At 61.9% G+C, this 21,545-nt stretch carries 23 protein-coding genes; 12 read left to right on the forward strand and 11 right to left on the reverse strand.

The window, feature by feature from the left end:
- Window positions 1-146: 146 nt before the first annotated feature.
- Entirely contained in the window at window positions 147-1,127 is a 981-nt protein-coding gene (locus tag VW35_RS17115) for a TerC family protein (protein WP_046144303.1), read from the reverse strand.
- 3 nt (window positions 1,128-1,130) lie between these two features.
- Window positions 1,131-1,619 (reverse strand): TerB family tellurite resistance protein, encoded by a 489-nt coding sequence (locus VW35_RS17120; protein WP_046144304.1) that lies wholly within the window; start codon window positions 1,617-1,619, stop codon window positions 1,131-1,133.
- Window positions 1,620-1,913: 294 nt separating this feature from the next.
- Here VW35_RS17120 and VW35_RS17125 point away from each other — a divergent pair, with 294 nt between their 5' ends.
- The 3 genes from VW35_RS17125 to VW35_RS17135 all read left to right on the forward strand — a co-directional run bounded on the left by VW35_RS17125 (window position 1,914) and on the right by VW35_RS17135 (window position 4,885).
- Complete coding sequence (locus VW35_RS17125) at window positions 1,914-2,663, forward strand: DNA polymerase III subunit epsilon (RefSeq protein ID WP_046144305.1); 750 nt, start codon at window positions 1,914-1,916, stop codon at window positions 2,661-2,663.
- 147 nt (window positions 2,664-2,810) lie between these two features.
- On the forward strand, window positions 2,811-3,932 hold the full coding sequence (gene gmd / locus VW35_RS17130) for a GDP-mannose 4,6-dehydratase (protein WP_046144306.1): 1,122 nt from the start codon (window positions 2,811-2,813) through the stop codon (window positions 3,930-3,932).
- Window positions 3,933-3,943: 11 nt separating this feature from the next.
- The gene (locus tag VW35_RS17135) at window positions 3,944-4,885 is read left to right on the forward strand and encodes a GDP-L-fucose synthase family protein (protein ID WP_046144307.1); all 942 of its coding nucleotides are present in this window, start codon (window positions 3,944-3,946) and stop codon (window positions 4,883-4,885) included.
- Here VW35_RS17135 and VW35_RS17140 read toward each other — a convergent pair.
- Window positions 4,882-5,214, reverse strand: a complete 333-nt coding sequence (locus tag VW35_RS17140) for a hypothetical protein (protein WP_046870475.1) — start codon at window positions 5,212-5,214, stop codon at window positions 4,882-4,884. The two genes, VW35_RS17135 and VW35_RS17140, sit on opposite strands and share 4 nt — an antisense overlap.
- A 121-nt stretch (window positions 5,215-5,335) precedes the next feature.
- On the opposite strand from VW35_RS17140, the gene VW35_RS17145 reads away from it, so the two are divergent.
- Window positions 5,336-6,379 (forward strand): DNA topoisomerase IB, encoded by a 1,044-nt coding sequence (locus VW35_RS17145; RefSeq protein ID WP_244465933.1) that lies wholly within the window; start codon window positions 5,336-5,338, stop codon window positions 6,377-6,379.
- 55 nt (window positions 6,380-6,434) lie between these two features.
- On the opposite strand, the gene VW35_RS17150 is transcribed toward VW35_RS17145, so the two are convergent.
- Window positions 6,435-7,052 (reverse strand): biotin transporter BioY, encoded by a 618-nt coding sequence (locus VW35_RS17150; RefSeq protein WP_046144309.1) that lies wholly within the window; start codon window positions 7,050-7,052, stop codon window positions 6,435-6,437.
- 89 nt (window positions 7,053-7,141) lie between these two features.
- Between VW35_RS17150 and VW35_RS17155 the strand changes: the two genes are divergently transcribed.
- A complete protein-coding gene (locus tag VW35_RS17155; protein WP_046144310.1) occupies window positions 7,142-8,056 on the forward strand; it encodes an MBL fold metallo-hydrolase in 915 nt (304 codons plus the stop codon).
- Window positions 8,057-8,099: 43 nt separating this feature from the next.
- Here the strand turns inward: VW35_RS17155 and aroC are convergent, their stop codons facing one another.
- Together aroC and VW35_RS17165 are read right to left on the reverse strand one after the other, a co-directional pair.
- A complete protein-coding gene (gene aroC / locus VW35_RS17160) occupies window positions 8,100-9,215 on the reverse strand; it encodes a chorismate synthase (RefSeq protein ID WP_046144311.1) in 1,116 nt (371 codons plus the stop codon).
- Between the two features lie 62 nt (window positions 9,216-9,277).
- Window positions 9,278-9,919 carry a histidine phosphatase family protein gene (locus VW35_RS17165; protein WP_046144543.1) on the reverse strand — a complete coding sequence of 214 codons (642 nt, stop codon included), beginning with the start codon at window positions 9,917-9,919 and terminating at the stop codon, window positions 9,278-9,280.
- A gap of 243 nt (window positions 9,920-10,162) precedes the next feature.
- On the opposite strand from VW35_RS17165, the gene VW35_RS17170 reads away from it, so the two are divergent.
- Together VW35_RS17170 and VW35_RS17175 are read left to right on the forward strand one after the other, a co-directional pair.
- Entirely contained in the window at window positions 10,163-11,578 is a 1,416-nt protein-coding gene (locus tag VW35_RS17170) for an FAD-binding oxidoreductase (RefSeq protein ID WP_046144312.1), read from the forward strand.
- A 199-nt stretch (window positions 11,579-11,777) separates the two neighbouring features.
- Entirely contained in the window at window positions 11,778-12,380 is a 603-nt protein-coding gene (locus VW35_RS17175; protein ID WP_046144313.1) for a hemerythrin domain-containing protein, read from the forward strand.
- Window positions 12,381-12,538: 158 nt separating this feature from the next.
- Here VW35_RS17175 and VW35_RS17180 read toward each other — a convergent pair whose 3' ends face one another.
- Window positions 12,539-13,282: an SOS response-associated peptidase gene (locus VW35_RS17180; RefSeq protein ID WP_046144314.1), complete on the reverse strand. Its 744-nt coding sequence runs from the start codon at window positions 13,280-13,282 to the stop codon at window positions 12,539-12,541.
- Window positions 13,283-13,346: 64 nt separating this feature from the next.
- Here VW35_RS17180 and VW35_RS20770 point away from each other — a divergent pair, with 64 nt between their 5' ends.
- From VW35_RS20770 to VW35_RS17195, 3 genes are all read left to right on the forward strand, one after another.
- The gene (locus VW35_RS20770) at window positions 13,347-13,748 is read left to right on the forward strand and encodes an NUDIX hydrolase (protein WP_052951827.1); all 402 of its coding nucleotides are present in this window, start codon (window positions 13,347-13,349) and stop codon (window positions 13,746-13,748) included.
- Window positions 13,749-13,757: 9 nt separating this feature from the next.
- Window positions 13,758-14,213, forward strand: coding sequence for a TIGR02301 family protein (locus tag VW35_RS17190; protein ID WP_083982971.1), 456 nt, complete (start codon window positions 13,758-13,760; stop codon window positions 14,211-14,213).
- 94 nt (window positions 14,214-14,307) lie between these two features.
- Complete coding sequence (locus VW35_RS17195) at window positions 14,308-14,586, forward strand: hypothetical protein (protein WP_244465934.1); 279 nt, start codon at window positions 14,308-14,310, stop codon at window positions 14,584-14,586.
- Between the two features lie 83 nt (window positions 14,587-14,669).
- On the opposite strand, the gene VW35_RS17200 is transcribed toward VW35_RS17195, so the two are convergent.
- The 3 genes from VW35_RS17200 to VW35_RS17210 are packed head-to-tail and all read right to left on the reverse strand — an operon-like array spanning window position 14,670 to window position 17,878.
- Window positions 14,670-16,238: a DHA2 family efflux MFS transporter permease subunit gene (locus VW35_RS17200; protein ID WP_083982973.1), complete on the reverse strand. Its 1,569-nt coding sequence runs from the start codon at window positions 16,236-16,238 to the stop codon at window positions 14,670-14,672.
- A 47-nt stretch (window positions 16,239-16,285) separates the two neighbouring features.
- Window positions 16,286-17,425: an HlyD family secretion protein gene (locus VW35_RS17205; protein WP_046144315.1), complete on the reverse strand. Its 1,140-nt coding sequence runs from the start codon at window positions 17,423-17,425 to the stop codon at window positions 16,286-16,288.
- Between the two features lie 3 nt (window positions 17,426-17,428).
- On the reverse strand, window positions 17,429-17,878 hold the full coding sequence (locus tag VW35_RS17210) for a MarR family winged helix-turn-helix transcriptional regulator (protein WP_046144316.1): 450 nt from the start codon (window positions 17,876-17,878) through the stop codon (window positions 17,429-17,431).
- A 175-nt stretch (window positions 17,879-18,053) separates the two neighbouring features.
- Between VW35_RS17210 and VW35_RS17215 the strand changes: the two genes are divergently transcribed.
- Complete coding sequence (locus VW35_RS17215; protein WP_152662647.1) at window positions 18,054-19,079, forward strand: WD40 repeat domain-containing protein; 1,026 nt, start codon at window positions 18,054-18,056, stop codon at window positions 19,077-19,079.
- A gap of 129 nt (window positions 19,080-19,208) precedes the next feature.
- On the opposite strand, the gene VW35_RS17220 is transcribed toward VW35_RS17215, so the two are convergent.
- Window positions 19,209-20,540 (reverse strand): dihydroorotase, encoded by a 1,332-nt coding sequence (locus VW35_RS17220; RefSeq protein ID WP_046144548.1) that lies wholly within the window; start codon window positions 20,538-20,540, stop codon window positions 19,209-19,211.
- A 70-nt stretch (window positions 20,541-20,610) separates the two neighbouring features.
- On the opposite strand from VW35_RS17220, the gene ygfZ reads away from it, so the two are divergent.
- Window positions 20,611-21,435 (forward strand): CAF17-like 4Fe-4S cluster assembly/insertion protein YgfZ, encoded by an 825-nt coding sequence (ygfZ, locus tag VW35_RS17225; RefSeq protein ID WP_046144318.1) that lies wholly within the window; start codon window positions 20,611-20,613, stop codon window positions 21,433-21,435.
- Window positions 21,436-21,545 lie beyond the last annotated feature (110 nt).

Raw genomic sequence — 21,545 nt, forward strand, 5'->3', positions numbered from 1 at the left:
GCGCCATATCCGCACGGTGCCAGAACGCTTGTGCAAGGCGAGCATCTGGCACCCAAGTCTGCACCAGGCCGCATATGGGATCGCTGCGAGAAAGACGTCGCGCCCATGAAGGGGAGCCGGTTTCCCGGCTCCCCCTCTGGTCAATCCTAAGCCTCCAGCTCGTCCTTTCGCGCGGTGCGCCAGAGCGAGTAGCCGATGCCGCTGGCGAGGATCACGAAGGTGATGCCGAGCGACCACTCGGCGGGAAACTTGTCCCACCCCATGAGATCGGCCACGAAAATCTTCGAGCCGACAAAGACAAGCAACACGGCCAGCGCCTGCTTGAGATAGGCGAAGCGGTGGATAATGGCGGCAAGCGCGAAATAGAGCGCACGAAGCCCCAGGATCGCGAAGATGTTCGAGGTGTAGACGATATAGGGGTCGGTGGTGATGGCGAAAATCGCCGGTACGGAATCGACCGCAAAGATCACGTCCGCAATCTCGATCATGACGAGCGCCAGAAAGAGCGGCGTCATGAAGCGGTGCATCCTGCCTGTTGCCGGATCGACCTGGCGCACGAAGAACCTATCGCCATGGAGTGTCTCGGTCACCCTGAAGCGATTCTTCATGAAGTTGAGCACGGGGTTCTTGGCGAGATCCATTTCGCCATGTCCGCCCATGAGCATGCGGGCGCCGGTAAAGATCAGGAAGGCCGCAAAAATATAGAGGAGCCAGCCGAACTCGGACACCAGCGTTGCGCCGAAACCGATCATGATGGCGCGCAGCACGATCACGCCCAGGATACCCCAGAACAGCACCCGGTGCTGCAGGTGGCGGGGGATGGCGAGGTAGCCGAAGATCATGGCAATGACGAAGACATTGTCCATGGCGAGGCTTTTTTCGACCACGAAGCCGGTCAGGTATTCAACGCTCGATTGCGCGCCGAGCTGCCACCAGACGAAACCGCCGAAGGCCAGGCCCAGGGCGATATAAAAGCCCGAGAGCATCAGGCTTTCACGCACTTCGATCTCGTGTCCGTCCCTGTGGAGGACGCCGAGATCGAAGGCGAGAAGCGCAACGACAAGGCTGAAGAAGCCGAGCCACATCCAGAGCGGCTGGCCGAGAAACGCAAGCGTCAGAAGCTCCATGGCTTAGCGCTCCTCGCCCGTGCTTTCGATGCCGAATGCCATTTCTATGCGGTGCAGCGCGCCGAGTTCGACCGGGTGGACGAGCCCATCGGCAATGATGACCTTGTGACAGATGTCGCGGATGGCTTGCCTCTCGCTCCGCGTCAAAGCAAGGGTCCGGAGCGTTTCAAGCGCACGATCCTGCGCAATCAGCGGATCGTAGCTATAGGCGCGCATGTGATCGGCGAGTTCTTCGGCAAGTTCGGCCACCGAAAATCCCTCCGAGGCGGGGCTCGCCAAAAACACTTCGACAAGCTTGCGCCGCTCGTCGAGGTCGAGGCGGCCGTCGGCATGGGCGATGATGGCGGCTGCTGCCACGAGCCCCTCGAGATAATCCCCGGCGCGGGCACGGCCCGCTTCGGCCTGCAGGTTGCGGCCGGAAAGCTCATGAAGCGCGCGGATCTGGTGGCCGCGCAGGAAAAGATCGTCGTCAGAACTTTTGGTCTTGGGCATCTAAAACTCCTCTCAAAGTGCCACTCGGGGCACGGAGGGGAGCGCGTCGGAAGACCGTTCGATCGGGCACCAGACGCGGTGCCCCTGCGGCGCCGCCGAGGTGATCCGACATCGCGGGGCAGCGTGGCTGCCGACGCCAGAGGGGCCCGGTCACGGCCGATTATCTGGAGCGTCGCCGCGAAATATCAAGACCCTCTGCGGCAATCGAGCGCAGTTTTCGTGCCGGGGTGGAAACATCAAGGCGACCATCGGCGCCGTTATGCGTTGAAGCGACAGCAAAGCCGGAGCCAAGATGTGAGCATTCGCCGTATCCGCGTGATCGACCTCGAAACCGCTGGCGACGCGGCAACCGATGTCTGCGAGATCGGGTGGCAGGATGTCGTTTCCGTCGACGGCAATCCCTGGGCACTTTCGGACGAACGCGCTGCCCGCTTCGTCAATCCGGGCAAGCCGATTTCGGCAGAAACTATGTCGATCCATCATATCTTGGACGAATGGGTCGCCGGCGCGCCGTTCTGGAAAGAGATGGCAGCCGAAATCCTCCAGCCCGACGGTGGCGTCATCGCGCTCTCAGCCCACCGCGCTGCCTTCGAGCAGCGCTATTGCACCCCACGCTTCACGGGCGGTGCCGACTGGATCTGCACCTGGAAATGCGCTCTCCGCCTCTGGCCAGATTTGAAGGGCTTTTCAAATCAAATGCTCCGGTATCAGCGGATGCCGGCCGGGCTTATCCATGAACTGGGCCTTCCTGCCCATCGCGCGATGCCGGATGCCTATGTCACCGCCCACCATCTGCGCGACATGCTCAACGAAGTCGGCCCCGAGCAGTTGATCCGTTGGAGCCGCGAGCCCGGCCTCCTACCCCGCGTCCGCTCCGGCCCCGAACGCGGCAAGCCCTGGTCGATGCTGGACGAACACGCCCTTGAGGAACTGTCGCGCGACCGCGACCTCGACACGCGTTTCAGCGCCACGACCGAACTCAAGCGGCGCGGCGAACGTGCCGAACCCAAGCCCATCGCGCCTGCTCAGCAAGACCTGTTCTAGATTGTCGAACCAAGGCTGGCGCCCGTCGACCGCTCATTTGCGCGCGCACATTATCCTAATGTCAGCGCCAGATAAATCTCGGTAATTCCCAATATGCAGTTACCCTGCAGTCACCGACAGTAACGCGATCTCACGCGAGTATCGCCCATGAAACGCCGAGCGCTGATTACTGGCATTACCGGCCAGGATGGCTCATACCTTGCCGAACTTCTGCTCGAAAAGGGCTATGAAGTGCATGGTATCAAGCGGCGCAGTTCATTGTTCAACACGCAGCGGATCGATCATCTCTACGAGGATTGCCACGCCAGCGAACCCTCGCTGATCCTTCATTACGGCGACCTTTCCGATGCCCTCAGCGTCGCGCGGCTCATCGAAAAGATCGTGCCGGACGAGATCTATAATCTTGCGGCCCAATCCCATGTCGCGGTCTCTTTCGAAGAGCCCGAATATACCGCCGACATCGACGCGCTAGGCACGCTGCGCCTGCTTGAAGCCATTCGCCTTGCCGGGCTCGAGCGCCACACGCGGTTCTACCAGGCGTCCACTTCCGAGCTCTTCGGGCTCACCCAGACCGTGCCGCAGCACGAGACGACACCGTTTTATCCGCGATCGCCTTATGCCGTGGCCAAGCTCTATGCCTATTGGATCACGGTCAACTATCGCGAAGCCTATGGCCTTTTTGCCTGCGACGGCATCCTCTTCAATCACGAAAGCCCGCGCCGCGGCGAAACCTTCGTGACCCGCAAGATCACCCGCGCTCTCGCCCATATCGCGCTTGGACTAGAGACCAATCTTTATCTCGGCAATCTCGACGCGCTGCGCGATTGGGGGCACGCCCGCGACTACGTTCGCATGCAGTGGATGATGCTGCAGCAAAAGCAAGCTGAAGACTATGTCATTGCGACCGGCGTACAGCACTCGGTGCGAGACTTCATCACCTGGGCGGCGGCAGATCTCGGTATTACGCTGGAATTCATCGGCACGGGCAGCCAGGAGCGCGGCATCGTCCGCCGCGTCGACGGCGATCTCGCGCCGGCTGTCCGTCCCGGCGATGTCGTTATCCGGATCGATCCCAAGTACTTTCGCCCCGCCGAGGTCGAGAGCCTTCCGGGCGATGCGAGCAAGGCCCAGCGCCAACTCGGCTGGGTGCCTGAGATCTCGGCCCGCGCGCTCTGCACCGAAATGATGGATCACGACTATCAGGCCGCAAGGCGACAGTCGCTTCTCGTCTCGCGCGGCATGGCGTTACCTGCCAGCCTTGACCTTTGAAACGCATCCCGATGCACTTTGATCTCCAAGGCAAGACGATCTGGATCGCAGGCCATGGCGGCATGGTCGGCTCGGCGCTCGTCAGGCGCCTCGCTCGAGAAGATTGTCACACGCTCACTGTCGATCGCGCGACGCTCGACCTCAGGCGTCAAAGCGAGGTTGAAGCGTTTCTTCGCGCAAGCCGTCCCGATGCGATCGTTCTTGCTGCAGCCAAAGTCGGCGGCATTCTCGCTAATCAACGCCAGCCGGTCGATTTCCTTCTCGATAATCTCCAGATCGAAACGAATGTCATGGCCGCCGCCCATGAGGCCGGCGTCGACCGCCTGCTGTTTCTGGGTTCATCCTGCATCTATCCACGTTTAGCGCCTCAACCCATCGGTGAAGAGGCGCTTCTTTCCGGCCCGCTCGAGCCGACCAATCAGTGGTACGCCCTTGCCAAGATCGCGGGGCTCAAACTCGCCGAAGCCTATCGAGCGCAATATGGTCGGGACTATATCTCCGCCATGCCGACGAACCTCTACGGCCCCGGCGATAATCTCGACCCCTATTCGAGCCATGTCGTTCCCGCCTTGATGAAAAAGGCCCATGAAGCGCGGCTTTGCGGCAAACAGAGCATGATCCTCTGGGGCACCGGCAGTCCACGTCGCGAATTCCTCCATGTTGACGATTGCGCCGACGCGCTCGTCCACATTCTCCAGCACTATTCTGACGCCGAACATATCAATGTCGGCTCAGGCAACGATCTCACCATTCTGGCGCTTGCAGAAATGATCTGTGACGTCGTCGGTTTTTTGGGCAGCATCGAGCACGATTTGTCAAAGCCCGACGGCACCCCGCAAAAGCTGATGGGCGCGAATAAAATATCAGCGCTCGGCTGGCGTCCTGCCATTCCGCTTCGCGAAGGTCTGGCCCAAACCTATGCGTGGTTTACCGCACAACAGGAACTTGCCTAAGCGTCGCGCATGGCCTCGGTCGCCCGCGCCAGTTCGAACGCTTCGTCATCGGTAAGCGTCGCGGGGTCAATCGTGCCCCATTCATCCCGCCAAAGAACATCGTCTTGCAAGGTTACCACGACCTCGGCGAAACCGTGGAGCGCTCGCGCCGCCTCGGCAGCCTCGAACGCTTCCTTGACGCTGTCATAATCGACCTCATCTCCGTCGACGTCGCCTTTCGCCGGCCACCAGACGGCAGCATGCACCTTGCCGTCCGCGTTCTGCTCGATGCCAACCGTGACGGCATTTTCTGCCGCCTCGCCTATCGCAATTTTCCGAAAGTGCTGCATGGCGCCCTCCTTTCCGGCAAAAGCGCGGGAAAGCAAAAACGTTCCCGCCTGCGCTCGTGATCGCGCGGCTCGGAACTCGGCACGATCCAATCTCATTTGAGGCGGAGAAATGGAGGCAGTCATGCTGATGTCTGCAGTCGTCTGGGACCGGATGCGCGCCGATGAAATCGTCGCGGCGCCGGGCCTCAATTATTCCTCCGATCTCGACGAAGGCTGGCGTCGCCAAAAGCGCGGGCGTGGCTTTGCCTATATCAGCGCTTCGGGTGACACCCTTTCTCCGGAGCGTCGCCGCCAGATCGAGTCGCTCGCCATTCCGCCGGCCTGGCGCGACGTCTGGATTTGCGCCGATCCTCAGGGTCACATTCAAGCGACGGGACGGGATGAACGCGGCCGCAAGCAATATCGCTATCATCCCGATTGGACATCCCACCGCGCCAGCACCAAATTCGGTGGTCTGGTGGGCTTTGCCGAAGTTCTCCCAAACCTGCGCCAGCAGGTCGAAGCCGACCTGCGCAAGCGCACCTTGGGGCTGGACCGTGTTGCAGCCTCAGTCGTCTGGCTTCTCGACAACAGCCTCATTCGCGTCGGCAACCCAACCTATGCCCGTGACAACAAGAGCTTTGGGCTGACGACGCTCCGCAATCGCCACGTGGCTATAGATGGCCAAAAGATCCGTTTCAAGTTCAAGGGCAAATCCGGCAAGGACTGGAACCTGCAGCTTGTCGACCGACGCATGGCGCGTATCGTCAAGTCGCTTCAGGATTTGCCGGGTCAGCACCTCTTTAAATACGAAGACGAGAATGGCTTTCACGCCATCAGTTCGCGCGACATCAACGACTATATTTCGGGCAATGCCGGGCCCGGTTTCAGCTCCAAGCATTTCCGCACCTGGGCCGGCACGGTTCGCGCCTTCGGGTTGCTGGCAGGTCAACCCGTGCCCGAAAGTCAGCGTGCGCAAACCAAGCTTTTGACCGGCATCGTCGATGTGGTTTCCAACCGGCTCGGCAATACCCGGGCGGTCTGCCGGCAAAGCTATATCCACCCCGCGGTGTTCGAGCACTGGCAGGCGGGCAATCTGCCAAAGCCGGCGAGCCTTGATCCGATACCGGGGCTCGACGAGGAAGAATGCGCTGCGCTGGCCTTCCTCAAGTCGCTTGCAACCTGAAACGAAAAGGGCTGGCCCAAAGGCCAGCCCCAAATTGGACTATTAGCTTTGCGTATTAGCGCAGCTTGCCCGAAAGACCCCAGGCGCCGCTGACGGTGAGCGCAGCCAGGGCCATCTTCAACACATCCCAGACGAGGAACGGCTGGACCGCACCGGCCCAGGCGGAAGCAACGACATTGGTCTGGTCGATCCACTGCGCCTGGCCGGACAGCAACAGAAGCCAGGCAAAGCCGAGGGTGAGCAGAACCGCTTCGCCAACGATCATCGCTGCAAACAGCGTGAGTGGCTTGGACGACGCTCCGCGATCTGCAGCAAAGCCAATGACGCCGGCCATGACGAGGAAGCCGAGGAGGAAACCGCCGGTCGGTCCGAGGAGGTAAGGCAGGCCGGCCGTCGCGCCAGCGAAAACCGGCAGGCCGGCTGCGCCTTCGATCAGGTAAAGCGCCACGGTGGCAACGCCGATACGGGCGCCGAACGCTGCGGCGAGCGCTGCAATCGCAAGGCTCTGCAGCGTCACGGGGACGGGCCAGACCGGAACGTTGGTCTTGGCAGCAATCGCGATCACCAGGGTGCCAAGCACCACGGTTGCGATATTGGTCGCCAGCTTGGCCGCATCGGTCTTGGGCTGAAAAATGCCGAGCAACGTATTGGGCGTGGTCAAAGTGACGGCCATTTCGTACCTTTCTTGCTAGTGCGCCGCACGGCCCCTTGGGGCCAGCGCGCTCATCCGTCCCGTTCTAATCTGTCATTTTTGTCGTTGCAATGGCCCCGCTCTCCGCTCCCGTCTTCGATACAAGTTTCAAGCCCGATCCGGGCGCCGCGGTGCCTGTCGCCCCAGGCCTTGTGCGCCTCACCGCGCCCAATGCTTCGCCCTATACTTTCACCGGAACAAATACGTTTCTTCTCGGCGACAGCACGATTGCTCTCCTCGATCCCGGACCCAATGAGCTGGCGCATCTTGCAGCAATCGAGAGCGCCATCGCCGGCCGACCGGTCTCGGCTATCCTTCTCACCCACACCCATCGCGATCATAGCGCTTCGGCCGAAGCCCTTGCCAAACAATACGGTGCGCCACTCTGGTTCGGCGGCCGCCACCGCCTCTCCCGCCCCCTCCGGCGCTTCGAGCGCAATCCGATAAAGAATTCCTGCGATTGGGACCTTGTCCCCGACCGGACCCTGGTCGATGGCGAGACCATCACCGCCGGCGATCTTTCGCTCACCGTCCACGCGACGCCCGGCCACTGCGCCAACCATCTTTCTTTCGGCCTGAGCGACGGGGATATCCTTCTCTCGGGCGATCATGTCATGGGCTGGAACTCGACACTCGTTGCCGTCCCGGATGGCTCAATGGCGGATTACCTTGCCTCGCTCGATGAGGTCATGGCGCTGCCCTATCGCCGGTATCACCCCGCCCATGGCGGCCCCATCGCCGATGGGCCCGCGCACGCCCGCGCTCTCAAGGCGCACCGCCAGATGCGCAATGACCAGCTCCTCGCAGCGGTGAGCAAGGGAGCAACGACGATCGGCCAGGTGGTCAAGGCAATCTACCCCACCCAACCCACCAAAATCCGCATGGCTGCGCGCATGACCATGGCGGCCCATGTCGAATTTCTCGAAGACAGCGGCGCCCTGAAGGTCAGCCGAGGCTTGTTTGGCATGCGGCTATCGCTTGCTTAGCCCCTCCTCGGCTCTCCGCTTGGGGGCAATTGAGCGCAGTCCCTCAGTTCCGCTGAAACCCAACCGCGCCTTCGCGTCCCGTCTGGCCCCGATGGCGCAGCATGTGATCGGCCAAAACCAGTGCCATCATCGCCTCCCCCACCGGCACTGCGCGAATGCCCACGCAGGGGTCGTGCCGGCCCTTGGTGATGATATCGGCATCCTCATTGGCCGAGGTCACCGTCTGTCGTGGCGTAATGATCGATGAGGTCGGCTTGACCGCAAAGCGGCAAACGATCGGATCGCCATTGGAAATTCCACCCAAAATTCCGCCGGCATGGTTGGAAAGGAAATAGGGCTTGTCCGCCCCGGCCCGCATCTGGTCGGCGTTCTCGACGCCGGTCAGTGCTGCCGCTGCAAAACCGTCGCCGATCTCGACGGCCTTGACCGCGTTGATGCTCATCATCGCCGAAGCAAGGTCCGCGCTCAGCTTACCGTAAACCGGTGCGCCCCAGCCGGCTGGAACGCCCTCGGCCACGACCTCGATTACCGCGCCCACCGAATTGCCATCCTTGCGGATCCCGTCGAGATAGTCCGCCCAGAATTCGGCTGCCTTGGCATCGGCGCAGAAAAACGGGTTCTCCCCTACCTGATTCCAATCGAAACTATTGTAGTCGATCTTGTGCGGCCCAACCTGCACAAGGCTCGCGCGGATGGTTACGCCAGCCAGCACCTGCCGCGCCACTGCGCCCGCCGCAACCCGCGCCGCCGTCTCGCGCGCCGAAGTGCGACCGCCGCCGCGATAGTCGCGGATTCCATATTTCTGGTCATAGGTGAAATCGGCATGGCCGGGCCGATACTTGTCGCGAATATCGGAATAATCCTTGGAGCGCTGGTCGGTATTCTCGATCAAGAGCGAAATAGGCGTCCCGGTCGTGCGCGGCCCATCGGTGCGTTCGTCCTCGAACACACCCGACAGGATTTTCACCTCGTCCGCTTCGCGCCGCTGCGTCGTATATTTACTCTGCCCCGGCTTCCGGCGATCGAGATCGCGCTGGATGATTTCCGGGGTCAGCAAAATGCCCGGCGGCACCCCGTCCACCACCACGCCCAGCGCCGGCCCATGGCTCTCGCCCCAGGTGGTGAAACGGAAAAGATGCCCGAACGTATTGAAAGACATAGCGCAGCCCCTTGGGTTGTGGGCTTTCTAGAAAGCCCTCCCCCTGAGGTCAATCGCCATGCTCAAGCGGAAGCCGCATCCCAGCTGTTCTCTGCCGCGTGCAGCGTCATCCGCCCCTTGGCAAAATGCGCAATAACCCCCTGCGGCGGGGGCCAGTTGAGAACGTCGCCGCGCGGCGTGCCTTCGACCAGATGCCGCAAGACGCGCAACACGCCGCCATGGGCAACGACGACGGCTTGATGGGTCAGATCATGCGCGAAATCGACCAGCCGCGCCGAAACATCATCGTAGTTCTCGCCGCCATTCGGCCGAAACGACCAATAGCTCTCGTCGCGCTCGCCCGGTGCCAGGGCCTCGTGCTCCCGCGCTACCTCAGCGTGCAACATGCCCTCGAAATCGCCGAAAGAAATCTCGATCAAGCGTGGATCATGGATCACCGGCGGCAGTTTCACATCGAAGGCTGCCCGCATGCGGTCCATGGTTTCCGAAGCCCGGCTCAGCGGCGAGGCAAACCAATTGAGCGAAGCGGGATCGACGCCATCCTGCTCGAGCAATTGCCGCAACAACACGCCATTGGCGTCGGCCTGCAATTGGCCAACCCGGTTGAGCGGAATGTCCATGCTGCCCTGATAGCGGCGTTCGCGGTTCCAGTCGGTTTCGCCGTGCCGGGCAAAGTAGAAATCGGGCCAGTCAGGGGTGGTCATGCGCATAAACGCGCCAAAAGCGGCGCGACCTTGGACTAGAGTCGAAACGAACGCCCATTCGCCCGTTCCGGGCCGAAACCGCTCTTTGCGCGAAATCCCGAACCCGGCGGTACCGTACCCGATTTGCCCCATGATGCCAGAGACAGAAACGGGAATGTGCCATGCCCGCCACGTCTTTCTGGCATCCCGCTTCCGCCTGTGGCAGAGGAAGTGACCCATCCTGCGCGCCGGTCCGGAGGCCTCATGTCCCTGTCACAAAGCGAAATCGCCAGCGGTCTCTCCACCATTCTGGGACACGATGCAGTCATAACCGACGCGCAAAAAATGGACGCCTATCTCAAGGAGCCGCGCAAGCGCTTCCATGCGCCCGCTGCTGCCGTTGTCACGCCGCCCGACGTTCCGGCCCTCCAGGCCCTCCTCCGCTGGGCCAATGAAAACCGCGTCGGTATCATTCCTCAGGGCGGCAATACCGGCCTCGTCGGCGCTCAGGTGCCGCTGCTTGGCAGCGAGGTCATCGTATCCCTCGCCCGTTTCGATCGCATCCGCGCGATTGATACCGCCGCCGGCGTCATGACCGCAGAATCCGGCGTGATCCTCGAAAACGCCCACAAAGCCGCCGAAGCCCAAGGCGCCATGTTCCCGCTCTGGCTCGCCTCGCAAGGCTCAGCCCGCATCGGCGGCGTCCTTTCCTCCAATGCTGGCGGCGTCAATGTCCTCGCCTATGGCAATGCTCGCGAGCTCACCATGGGCGTCGAAGCCGTCCTCGCGGATGGCAGGCTCTACCAGGGCCTCAACGCCCTCAAGAAGGACAATACGGGCTACGATCTCAAGGATTTGCTCGTCGGCGCCGAAGGCACGCTCGGCATCATCACGGCCGCGACGCTCAAAATCTTTCCGCTTCCCGAGGACCACGAAACGGCCCTCGTTAACGTCACTTCCCCCGATGCCGCGTTGACTCTCTTCCAACTCATGCGCCAGCGTCTCGGCGGCCGCCTCAACGCCTTCGAGCTCATCCCCCAGATCGGCCTTGAATTCCAGTTGCGCCACGGCATGCTCGATGCCGATCCCACCGCCAGCCCCTCGCCGTGGTATGCGCTGATCGAAGTCACCCGCATGGCCGGCACGGAGCCCGGCGCGCTGCAATCGGCCCTCGAAAACGCCTTCGAACGCGAGCTCATCACCGATGCGACGCTCGCCGAGTCCCTCGCTGAACGCACCCGCATGTGGACCTTTCGTGAGCAGATGAGCGAGTGCCAGTCCAAGGAAGGCGCCTCGATCAAGCACGACGTCTCCGTGCCCATCGCCGCCGTCCCGGCCCTTATCGCCGAAGGCTCCGCCGCCGCTGCGCGCATCGCCCCCGGCATCCGCCCCGTCCCCTTCGGCCACATGGGCGATGGCAATATTCACTTCAACTTTTCCCAACCCGCCGGCTCCGACCCAAAGGCCTTTATGGCCCAATATGACGAAGCCGTGCACGAGGTCATCTACGAAACAGTGCTCAAACTGGGCGGCTCGGTCTCTGCCGAACACGGCATCGGCCAGCTCAAGGTCGATCTGTTGAAGCAAGTCAAAGACCCCGTCGCGCTCGATATGATGCGTGCCATCAAGACCGCCCTCGACCCCAACGGCATTCTCAATCCGGGAAAGATGCTGGGCTAGTTCACCGAACCTCCCCTCGCCCCTTGCGGGAGAGGGACAGATTTTCTGCGTTCAGCAGAAAGTCAGGGTGAGGGGTTCTCTCCCACGCTCCGAGCATGTTGAGAGACATCGCATATCCCTCATCCGCCCTTCGGGCAGCTTTTCCCGCAAGTGAGAGGCAGATCAGGCGTTTGCGGCCCTATGTAACCCAGTACCCCCGATGTGCGTTCTTGCGCCAAGCTTCCGCCTGCCCCATCTTTCGGCCATGCTCCTCAATGTCAATTTCCTCGACGACGCCACGCGTCCGCCCGTGCCCGCGCTGCCAAATCTGACCAATCGCCAGCGCCAGGCAGGCCATCACCTGCGCATGATTCACGATCACCTGCGTGACAACATGAAAACGCTCGCCAAGCTGATCGAGCGGGCCAATGCACACGAGGTCACCCCAGCCGAGATCGCCGCCAAAGCCAATGACATGGCCATGCTCGCCAATTACCGGCGCTTCGGCAATCTTTGTGGGCAGCATTGCGGTATTGTGAACACCCACCACACGATCGAGGATCATCACCTCTTTCCGGTGCTTGCACAGCAAGGTCCTGCCTTCAAGGCAATCGCCGAGCGGCTGAAGGCCGAGCATGTCGTTGTGCACGAATTACTCGAGCACCTCGTCGAAGCCCTCAATGCGCTTGCGAGCGAGCCCAGCCCCTCGCGCTACACGAACGCCCGCGACATCTACCAAGCCCTTGAACGCGTGCTCCTTTCTCACCTCGGCTGGGAAGAAGAAGCCATGGGCGATGCGCTGGGATATTTTGAGATTATGTAGTCGTGTCCTCACTCTCAATTCTGTCGTCACCACCGGGCTTGTCCCGGTGGTCCATGCCGGGCCAAATTGGATTGCCGGACAAGCCCGGCAATGACGGTGAGAATGAGAACGTCGTTTTCGCCTGCATCACCCTCGATAATAAGCGGCGGAAGACCCCTTCAAAACAAATCCATCTGCCCGCCACCGCCGGCAACCTTCTTCGGCTTCATCTTTACCGGCTCCGGCTTTTCCTCCGTCACTTCCTCGATCAGCCCCGGATCATCATCCCGCGCCGAATTGACCCGCGTGGACACCGGGTGAAATTTCAGCACGCCATCCTGAAGCGGCAGCGCCATCTGCGCCGCTTCCTGCGCCCCGACCTCGCGCACATTGAGCCAATCATCGATCTGCCGCTCATCCATCAGGATCGCGGGCATGCGATCATGGATCGCCGAAAGCTGGGCATTGGCCGCAACGGTGATGGTCGCAACACTATCGACCTCCTCGCCTTCCGGCCCGCTCCAGGTCGCATGAAGCCCCGCCAGCGCCATCGGCTGGCCATCGGCGCGGGTGATGTAATAGGGGCGCTTCTTCTTGTCCGGCCCCGTGTGCCATTCATAATAGCCACTCGCCGGCACGATGCAGCGCCCATGCTTGAGCGGATCGCGAAATGCCGCCTTTTCCCGAATCGTCTCGGCCCGCGCATTGATCAGCAGCGGAAATTCGCGCGGGTCCTTGACCCAGCGCGGCACGAGCCCCCAACGCGCAAAATGACCCTCGCGCCGTCCACCTTCTTCCCAGATGGCGGCTATGGGCTGAGTGGGCGCAATATTGTAGCGCGGCACCATGGGCAGCTCTTTGAGGATCTTGAAGAGCTCGACCATCATTTCGGGCGGCAAAGTCGCCGCATAGCGTCCGCACATGGCGTGTCTCCTTTACTTCTCACGAGGTAATGTCATTGCAGACGAATCGCAAACTGCTCGGGCCATGACCGCTCTCCCCAATGCCGCCAGCGTCGGCATCGTACGCCACGGCAAAATCCTGCTCATCAAGCGCGCTCTGCCGCCCTATCAGAACCTTTGGACTTTTCCGGGCGGTCGCCTTGAGGTCAATGAAACCATCGAACAATGCGCCATCCGGGAAGTGCAGGAAGAGCTCGGCCTCACCGTGCGCAATCCGCGCCACGTGATGACCCAGGAACTGGGCCGCGACGGCACCTATCGCCTCGCCGTCTTCACCACCACCGATTATGTCGGCACCGTAAAGCCCTCGAGCGAAATCCTCGACCACAAATGGGCCGACCCCGGCATGCTGCTGGCTCTGCGCACCACTTCGCGCCTCGATGACGTGATCAAAGAGTGTTTTAAGATTTTGGGTCAGAACTGGTAAGAGGCGGGCATGACGAAGCCGACCCTCACCCATCGTGGCTCCACTCCTTTTCTCCTCCCCCTACCAGGGGGAGGCCGGGTGGCGGTCTCGACGCGCTCAATCCTCGCCAAAACCCTCGCCCCCCTTTTCCTCACCCTCACCCTCACCGCTCCAGCCCTCGCCATTGATCCGCCCTATCAGCGCCAGATGGAGCGGCTCGCCGAGGTCATGGGCAGCCTCTATTACCTCCAGCCCCTCTGCAAAGCCGGCTCCGAGGATTGGCGCGCCCAGATGTCCGAGTTGATTACCCTCGACGAGCCCGACGAAGACCGCCGCCAGCGCCTCGCAGGTGCGTTCAACTCCGGCTATACCGGATTCTCGCGCCTCCACCGCCAATGTACCTCCGCCTCGCGCGAAGCGCTCACCCGGCTGCTCGTCGAAGCGCAGCAATTGGTTCGCAGCATTCATACGCGTTTTGCCGAATAGGCAGGGCGGCAAAAGCCTGCAATTGCCTACTCCCCGTTAACCTTCGGCTTACTTCTGCCGCGCCAATGGACGGGGTGCGTGCTACGGAACCTTCATGAGCACCACCAAATCCATGTTTGCGCCGGCTTCGGGCCAGGGCCCTTTCGAACAGGGTCAGGTCGAGCGCCAGATCGCCCTCGAATACCTCGCCGAGGCCTGGAACAGCGCCGAAGAAGACGGCCTCGAACCCGCAGCGCTCGCCCACGCCTCGCTCTTTGCCGCCCTTGCGACCTTCGTGCGCATGCACGGCGATGAAGCCACCGCCGACCTCATCGCCCAGCTGCCCGATCGGATCCGCACCGGCGAATACAATCTCGAGCGCATCCTCCAGTAATTTTTGGAATTTACGCCGCGCCAAGCACTGGCGCGCTCCTCCCCATACCAGGGGGAGGTCGGGTGGGGGGTATTGATTTCCCCTTACTCCGCCATTGCGTGGGCCCGCTCGATTGCCAGCTCTTCCTTGGTCTTGGGCTTGAACCCCTTATCCTTCTTCGGACCGCGCAGCAGCAGGATCAGCGGGATCGAGGCTAGGCTCAGCATGAGCATCAGCCAAAAATCGTCGAGATAGCTCAGCATCGCCGATTGCTTTTGCACCAAGCCATTGATGATGGCGACGATCTGCCCATTGCCGGTCAGGAGGCCCGGCATCTGCGTCTGCACCGCCATCGATTCTGGGGTCAGCCGTTCGGCCAGTTCGGCATGGTTCACCTGCATCATATTGGTCAGCACCACGCTCACGAGCGAAATGCCGATCCCCTGCCCCACATTGCGCACCAGTGCAAACATCGCGGTCGCGTCGGCGCGAACGCTTGGCGCAATGGTGGCAAAGGCCATGGTCGAGAGCGGCACGAACAAAAAGCCCATGCCAAAGCCCTGCATCGCCCCGGTGATGATCACCGGCCAATAGTCCATGTCGGGCGAAAAGCTCGTCATCTGCCAGAGCGAATAACTCATGATCACCGAGCCGACGAGCATCATGATGCGCGCATCGACCTTGCCGCTCAGCCGCCCCACGATCATCATCGAAACCAGCGTCGCAGCACCACGCGGCGCCATCAGGAGGCCGGTAAAGATCACCGAATAGCCCATCAGGTTCTGCAACATGGGTGGCAGGAGCGCGAGGCCGGAAAAGAGCGTGATGCCCATCACGCCCATCAGCAGCGAGCCGAGCGAGAAGTTGAAATCCTTGTACATCCTCAGATCGACGAAGGGCTGCTTGGATGTCAGCGAGTGCACGACGAACACCCAGAGCCCGGCGATGAAGATGCCGAGTTCGATCCAGGTTTCGACGGCAGTGAACCAGCCGTTCTCGGCGCCCCGGTCGAGCAGCATCTGCAGCGCCCCGACGCCCAGCGCCAGCATGCCGAAGCCGAAGAAGTCGAAGCGGCGGTTCTTGATTTCGGTATTGGGCATGTAGAGCGCCAGCATGGCGACGCAGACAGCGCCCACCGGCACATTGACCAGAAACACCCAGCGCCAGTCGAATGTTTCGGTCAGCCAGCCGCCCAAGGTCGGGCCGACGATCGGGGCCACCATGATGCCCATGCCATAGAGCGCCATGGCCTGGCCGATCTTTTCGCGCGGATTGATGTTGAGGAGGATGGTCTGCGCCAGGGGCGCGATCATCGCGCCACAAAGCCCCTGCAGCACGCGAAACAGCACCATTTCCGGCAGGCTCGAAGCGATCCCGCAGAGCGCCGAGGCGACCGTGAACCCGATCACTGCGCCCAAAAACAGCCGCCGCTGCCCGAGCCTATCGCTCATCCAGCCGGTCAGCGGCGTCGCGATGGCGGCCGCCACGATATAGGAGGTCAAAACCCAGTTGATCTCGTTTTGCGCCGCGCCGAGCGAAGACGACATATGCGGCAGCGCCACATTGGCGATCGTCGTGTCGAGCACCTGCATGATGGTGCCCATCATCAGCGCCAGGGTGAGCATGCCCTTGTTCTTGACCACAAGAGCGGGCTGGGAAATCGCTTCGGCCATCTTGGCCTCCTCGGGAGAAATGGAGGCGGGTCCGTGGGCCCGTCAGATCAGAGGGGCTTGGCTTCGCCCGTTATGCGCTCAAGCGTATTGGCGCCGGTATCGACGCTGACCACCGCGCTCATGCCCGAGCGCAGAAGATCGGCCGGCACTGCGTGGCCAAAGTCGATGCGCACGGGGATGCGCTGGGTCACCTTGACCCAGTTGCCGGTCGCGTTCTGGGCTGGGATCAGCGAAAACTCCGAGCCCGTCGCTGCACCGATGCTGGTCACCGTGCCTTCGATCGGCTTGCCCGGAATGGCGTCAACCGCCACGTCCGCCTTCATGCCGACGCGAATGCCGGCTAGCTGGGTTTCCTTGAAATTGGCCTCCACCCAGCTCGCCTTGGTTTCGACAAGGCTCGCAATGGTCGTGCCGGCGGCGACGAACTGCCCGACGTTGAGGCTCGCCACCTGGCTGATGACGCCATCGGTCACGGCCACCACCTTGGTTTTTGCCAGGTTACGCTCAGCCAGGCTCACCGCTGCCAGTGCAGTCTTGACCGCCGGATGCGCGTCGGTGTCGATATCGGCATTGCCGCCAAGTGCGGCCGCCGCATTGTCCACCTGCTGCTGCGCCGTCGAGACCGCATTCTGCGCCTGCTGCAGCGCGAGCTTGGGGTCATCGAGCGTTGCCGTCGAGGCGATCCCCTGGGTCACCAACGTATTCTGCCGGTCGAACTTGGATTGCTGGATAGCCAGTACCTCGTTGGCGGCGTTGAGCGCCTTGGTCGCCGTCGCATAGGCAACCTTGAGCTGCTCTACATTGACGCGTGCCGTGCCGAGGGCCGCGTTGGCCTGTTCGAGCGCGATCTGGTACGGCTCGGGATCGATCGCAAAGATCTCGTCCCCGGCATGCACCATCATGTTTTCGCTGACATCAACCTCGGTGATGCGCCCGGCGACATCGGCAGAAAGCGCAACTTTGGCCTGTTGCACATAGGCATTGTCGGTTTCTTCGAACCGGCCGCCGGTCAGGTAAAAATAGCCGCCGCCCACGACGAGCAGCAGCGGCACGCTGACCATCAAAAGCAGCCGGCCCGGCCGGCGCTTCTTCTTCGTGGGTTCGGTTGGCGGCAACGGCGACGTGACCTCGTTGGCAGCAACAGGGGTAGCTTCGCCGGGCTTTGGTTCTTTTGCATGGGCGTTCATCGGTCAGTCCTTGGTCTCGGCGTCGCCGCCGCTCAGATTATCGCGAATTCTGGAAAGTCCCTCGATCAGGGCTGCGGTCTCGGCCGGCGCCATACCGGCAATGGCGGTCTTGTAGAGTTCGACGCCCATCCCCTCGACCTGGGAGAATAGCGCCCGGCCTTCCGGCGTCAGCGTCACGATCTTGGCGCGTCCGTCCTGTGGGTCCGGCTCGCGCTGCACCAGCTCGCGTTCGGTGAGGCGCTTCAGGATGCTGCTCATGGTCATCGGGTCGGTATCGAGCGCCGAAGCCAGCGCGACCTGCGACATACCGTTTTCGCGGCCAAGCTTGGTCACCGTTCGCCATTGCGGCAGCGTCAGGTCATTGCCGCGCGTCTGCTCCTCGAGTTGCCGGCGAAAGGCCCGGAACACCTCGTGGATCAGGTAAAAAATCGGCGCTGTCTCCATGCTTTTCATCGGCGCACCCGCTTTAGTAAGCGTACATATAATATGCCTTCTTACTAAATGAAAGCTGTGCCGTGGGCCTTGGAGCAATGCGCCCGGCGCAAATCTGCGCGAGGGTTAAGAAAGCCTCGCCATAAAAAAATCTGCCTTTGTCGCAATGCAGGGACAAAGGCTCAGGGAGACATGCATGCGGTGGGGATTGGTCGAAAGCCTGGTTAGCGTTGCCACCATCGCGGCCGTTGGTGGCAGTATTTATGCCTGGGGCGCGGGCTGGTTCTGGCCCTGCGAGACCTTGGGTTTGATGTTGAATAACGGCGCCTGCCAGAAGGTCGCCCATTTCGACGCGCGACAGGTCGGCCCCATCGGTCTCCTGCCCAATGGCAATGTGCTTGTCGTCAATTCTGCTGGAGAAGACAGTAGTTCCGATCCCCTGGCCCTCGTCGAGATCGACGCCCAATCCGGCGAGCCCGTGCATTCGACGCTTGTCAACGACATGCCGACCGAAGCGAGCGTCACCAATATGGCCGTCAGCCCCGATGGCCAGACTGTAGCCCTCTCCTTCATCCACCAACCCACAAAGGTGATCAGCCGCGGCGATGGCAAAATCCTGCGCACGGTCGAGCGCTGGATGCCCCGCTATCTCGCCTTCGACAAACAAGGCTGGCTTCTCACGGATATAGGTCCCAGCCTCGCCGGCATGCCCGATACCGATCAGGCCCAAGGCTGGCTCGTCACCTCAGACAGCCCGGACCCAATTCCCGCCAATGTCGCTGATATCTCTGCTCTTTACCTCCACGGCACCAATGCCGCCCTTAGCCCCGATGGGAAAATATTCGCCCAAAAAATAGACCAGCTCAGCGATAGCGGCGTCACCGGCCTGCGCATCGGCCCCACCGACAACGAAACCAATGCCGGCACGCTCTATGGCCTGACCCTGCGCCCGGGCTGCTCCTATGCTGCGAGCGAAATCTCCTTCAGCCCTTTCGGCAAGCAAGTCGCCGCCGAATTTTCCTGTCCCGAACGCTGGGGGAAAGTGGCCACCGCCCTCGCCGTCTGGGACTACGAAACCGGCAAGACGCTCCTCATCCTGCCCTCCATCGATTATTTCGGGTCTTTGGTCTGGGAAAGCGCCGACACCATCCTGTCCGACAGGTATAATTTCGGTTCGGAAACCAACGACATCCTGCGGATCAAGGTGCCCGCGGCGGAGTAACTGGCGGCGCCGCCCCATCTACCGTCACCACCGGGCGTGTCCCGGTGGTGACGGTAGATGGAGCGTCGCCGCAAACTGGATTGCCGGGACAAACCCGGCAATGACGACTTGAAAGTTCAGTGCCCTCGCCTACCCCTGCGTCGGCAAAGCTTCCAAAAACCGCATCGGCTGACCCTGGCTCGCGGTCACCAGCTCGCCCTGCCACATCACCTTGTGCCCACGCACAATCGTGCCCACCGGCCAGCCGGTCACCGTCACCCCATCATAAGGCGTCCAGCCGGCGCGGCTCTTGATCCAGTCATTGGTGATGGTCTCGCGGCGCTTCAGATCCACCACGGTCAAATCCGCATCATAGCCCACCGCAATCCGCCCCTTGCCGGCAATACCGAACAGCCGGTTCGGCCCGTGGCTCGTCATGTCGACAAACCGCTGCAGGCTCAGCTTCCCGGCATTGACATGGTCGAGCATGGTCGGCACCAGCGTCTGCACCCCGGTCATGCCCGAATGGCTCGCGGGATATTCGTGATCCTTTTCCTCGCGCGTGTGCGGCGCGTGGTCTGAACCCAGAATATCGGCAACGCCATTGGCGACACCCTTCCAGATGCCCTCGCGATGATCTCTATCTCGCACCGGCGGGTTCATCTGCGCATAGGTGCCGAGGCGGGTGTAAGCCGTCTCGTCCAGCGTCAGATGGTGCGGCGTCACCTCGACAGAAGCCACGTCCTTATGCTCGGCAAGATAGACCATCTCTTGTTTGGTCGAGATATGCAGCACATGGATGCGCTTGCCGGTCTTGCGCGCCAGATTGACCAACCGCGTGGTGCAGCTCATCGCCACTGCCGGCGAGCGCCAGACGGGATGGCTCGACGGATCGCCCGGCACGCGCAGATACTTGCGCTCTTCGAGCATATATTCGTCTTCCGAGTGGAAGGCCGCGCGGCGGGAAATCGCCCGCAGAATAGCCTCGACCCCGGCATCGTCCTGCACCAGCAGCGAGCCGGTCGACGAGCCCATGAAAACCTTCACACCCGCACAGCCGGGCAGCTTTTCGAGAACGGCCAGTTCGCCGACATTCTCGTGCGTCCCGCCGATATAGAAGGCAAAATCGCAATGCATGCGGTTCGTACCCGCCGCGATCTTGGCCTCGAACGTCTCGCGCGTCGTCGTCAGCGGATTGGTGTTCGGCATTTCGAAAACGCCGGTCACCCCACCCATCACCGCGCCGAGCGAGCCCGTCTCCAGGTCTTCCTTATGCGTCAGCCCCGGCTCGCGAAAATGCACCTGCGTATCGATGACGCCCGGAAGGATATGCAGCCCCTTGCAATCGACCACCTCCGCCGCATCGCCCGTCACGGTCCCCAACGCGACGATCTTCCCGTTTCTGACCGCGATATCGGCCTGCCCCTCGCCGTCATGGTTCACCACGGTCGCGTTCTTGAAAATCGTGTCGTACTGCGCCATGTCTGAGGCCTCCGCGGGTTCGGTTCCGGGCTGGTTTAGCGGAGGAAAACTCCGCGAGGCAAGGCATTCCATGACCATTCATCTGCGCAGCGACCGTGCCGTCTTCCGTTTTTCGGGCCCTGACGCGCATCGGCTGATCAACGATGTGGTCACCGGACAAATCCCGACCGAAGGCGACACTGCCGCCGCCTGGGCCCTGCTCTCCCCCCAAGGCAAGATCCTCGCCGAAGGACTCGCTGGCTTTGCCGAAGACGGGCTCTGGCTCGACGTCCACGCTTCCGTCGCCGACGACTTCTTCAAGCGCATGAAAATGTACCGCCTCCGCGCCAAGGTCGATATCGATGATCTGCGCGACACGCACCGCGTCGGCTTTGCCATGGAGCCGTCTAACCTCGCGCACCAAGATCGTCTCGGCCCCGTCTCGATAGGCTATCGCATCATCGCTCCAGCCGACGCCACTGCCGCTTGGTCGGAGGACGAAAACCCCTATCACACCGCCCGCATCGCCAACGCCATCCTCCACCAAGGCAATGACTTCCCCGCCAATGATGCCTTTGCCCACGACATCGGCCTCGACATTCTCGATGGCATCGACTTCGCCAAGGGCTGCTATGTCGGCCAGGAAGTCGTCTCGCGCATGAAGCACCGCGGTACTGCCCGCCGCCGCCCCGTACTCATCTCGGGCGTCGATGCCCCCGCCGGCACCGCCGTGATCGCAGGTGGCCGCGACGCCGGCACCATCGGCCAGGTCGTCGATGGCGAAGCGGTCGCCATCCTCCGCCTCGATCGCATCACCGATCCTGCCGCCGCGACCGTCGACGGAAAAACCGTCAACCTTTCTCTCCCCGCCTGGGCCACCTACCAATTCGGCGATTCGGTCCCGTCCGAAGACTAACCGCCTCCCCAATGCGTCCCTCCCCCGCACAGGGCGAGGCTAGGTGGGGGGCCTCGGCGAACACCGAACCCCCAACTAACCAAACCTTATCGAATCGGCGCCATCTGTTA

It is taken from the genome of Devosia soli (genome assembly GCF_000970455.1).
Lineage (GTDB): Bacteria > Pseudomonadota > Alphaproteobacteria > Rhizobiales > Devosiaceae > Devosia > Devosia soli.

Bases quoted from the DNA above. Each gene is read 5' to 3' on its own strand.
- VW35_RS17115 (WP_046144303.1), bottom strand. From the start codon at position 1,127: ATGGAGCTTCTGACGCTTGCGTTTCTCGGCCAGCCGCTCTGGATGTGG.
- VW35_RS17120 (WP_046144304.1), bottom strand. From the start codon at position 1,619: ATGCCCAAGACCAAAAGTTCTGACGACGATCTTTTCCTGCGCGGCCAC.
- gmd (WP_046144306.1), top strand. From the start codon at position 2,811: ATGAAACGCCGAGCGCTGATTACTGGCATTACCGGCCAGGATGGCTCA.
- VW35_RS17135 (WP_046144307.1), top strand. From the start codon at position 3,944: ATGCACTTTGATCTCCAAGGCAAGACGATCTGGATCGCAGGCCATGGC.
- VW35_RS17140 (WP_046870475.1), bottom strand. From the start codon at position 5,214: ATGCAGCACTTTCGGAAAATTGCGATAGGCGAGGCGGCAGAAAATGCC.
- VW35_RS17145 (WP_244465933.1), top strand. From the start codon at position 5,336: ATGCTGATGTCTGCAGTCGTCTGGGACCGGATGCGCGCCGATGAAATC.
- VW35_RS17150 (WP_046144309.1), bottom strand. From the start codon at position 7,052: ATGGCCGTCACTTTGACCACGCCCAATACGTTGCTCGGCATTTTTCAG.
- VW35_RS17155 (WP_046144310.1), top strand. From the start codon at position 7,142: ATGGCCCCGCTCTCCGCTCCCGTCTTCGATACAAGTTTCAAGCCCGAT.
- aroC (WP_046144311.1), bottom strand. From the start codon at position 9,215: ATGTCTTTCAATACGTTCGGGCATCTTTTCCGTTTCACCACCTGGGGC.
- VW35_RS17165 (WP_046144543.1), bottom strand. From the start codon at position 9,919: ATGACCACCCCTGACTGGCCCGATTTCTACTTTGCCCGGCACGGCGAA.
- VW35_RS17170 (WP_046144312.1), top strand. From the start codon at position 10,163: ATGTCCCTGTCACAAAGCGAAATCGCCAGCGGTCTCTCCACCATTCTG.
- VW35_RS17175 (WP_046144313.1), top strand. From the start codon at position 11,778: ATGTGCGTTCTTGCGCCAAGCTTCCGCCTGCCCCATCTTTCGGCCATG.
- VW35_RS17180 (WP_046144314.1), bottom strand. From the start codon at position 13,282: ATGTGCGGACGCTATGCGGCGACTTTGCCGCCCGAAATGATGGTCGAG.
- VW35_RS20770 (WP_052951827.1), top strand. From the start codon at position 13,347: ATGACCGCTCTCCCCAATGCCGCCAGCGTCGGCATCGTACGCCACGGC.
- VW35_RS17190 (WP_083982971.1), top strand. From the start codon at position 13,758: ATGACGAAGCCGACCCTCACCCATCGTGGCTCCACTCCTTTTCTCCTC.
- VW35_RS17195 (WP_244465934.1), top strand. From the start codon at position 14,308: ATGAGCACCACCAAATCCATGTTTGCGCCGGCTTCGGGCCAGGGCCCT.
- VW35_RS17200 (WP_083982973.1), bottom strand. From the start codon at position 16,238: ATGGCCGAAGCGATTTCCCAGCCCGCTCTTGTGGTCAAGAACAAGGGC.
- VW35_RS17205 (WP_046144315.1), bottom strand. From the start codon at position 17,425: ATGAACGCCCATGCAAAAGAACCAAAGCCCGGCGAAGCTACCCCTGTT.
- VW35_RS17210 (WP_046144316.1), bottom strand. From the start codon at position 17,878: ATGAAAAGCATGGAGACAGCGCCGATTTTTTACCTGATCCACGAGGTG.
- VW35_RS17215 (WP_152662647.1), top strand. From the start codon at position 18,054: ATGCGGTGGGGATTGGTCGAAAGCCTGGTTAGCGTTGCCACCATCGCG.
- VW35_RS17220 (WP_046144548.1), bottom strand. From the start codon at position 20,540: ATGGCGCAGTACGACACGATTTTCAAGAACGCGACCGTGGTGAACCAT.
- ygfZ (WP_046144318.1), top strand. From the start codon at position 20,611: ATGACCATTCATCTGCGCAGCGACCGTGCCGTCTTCCGTTTTTCGGGC.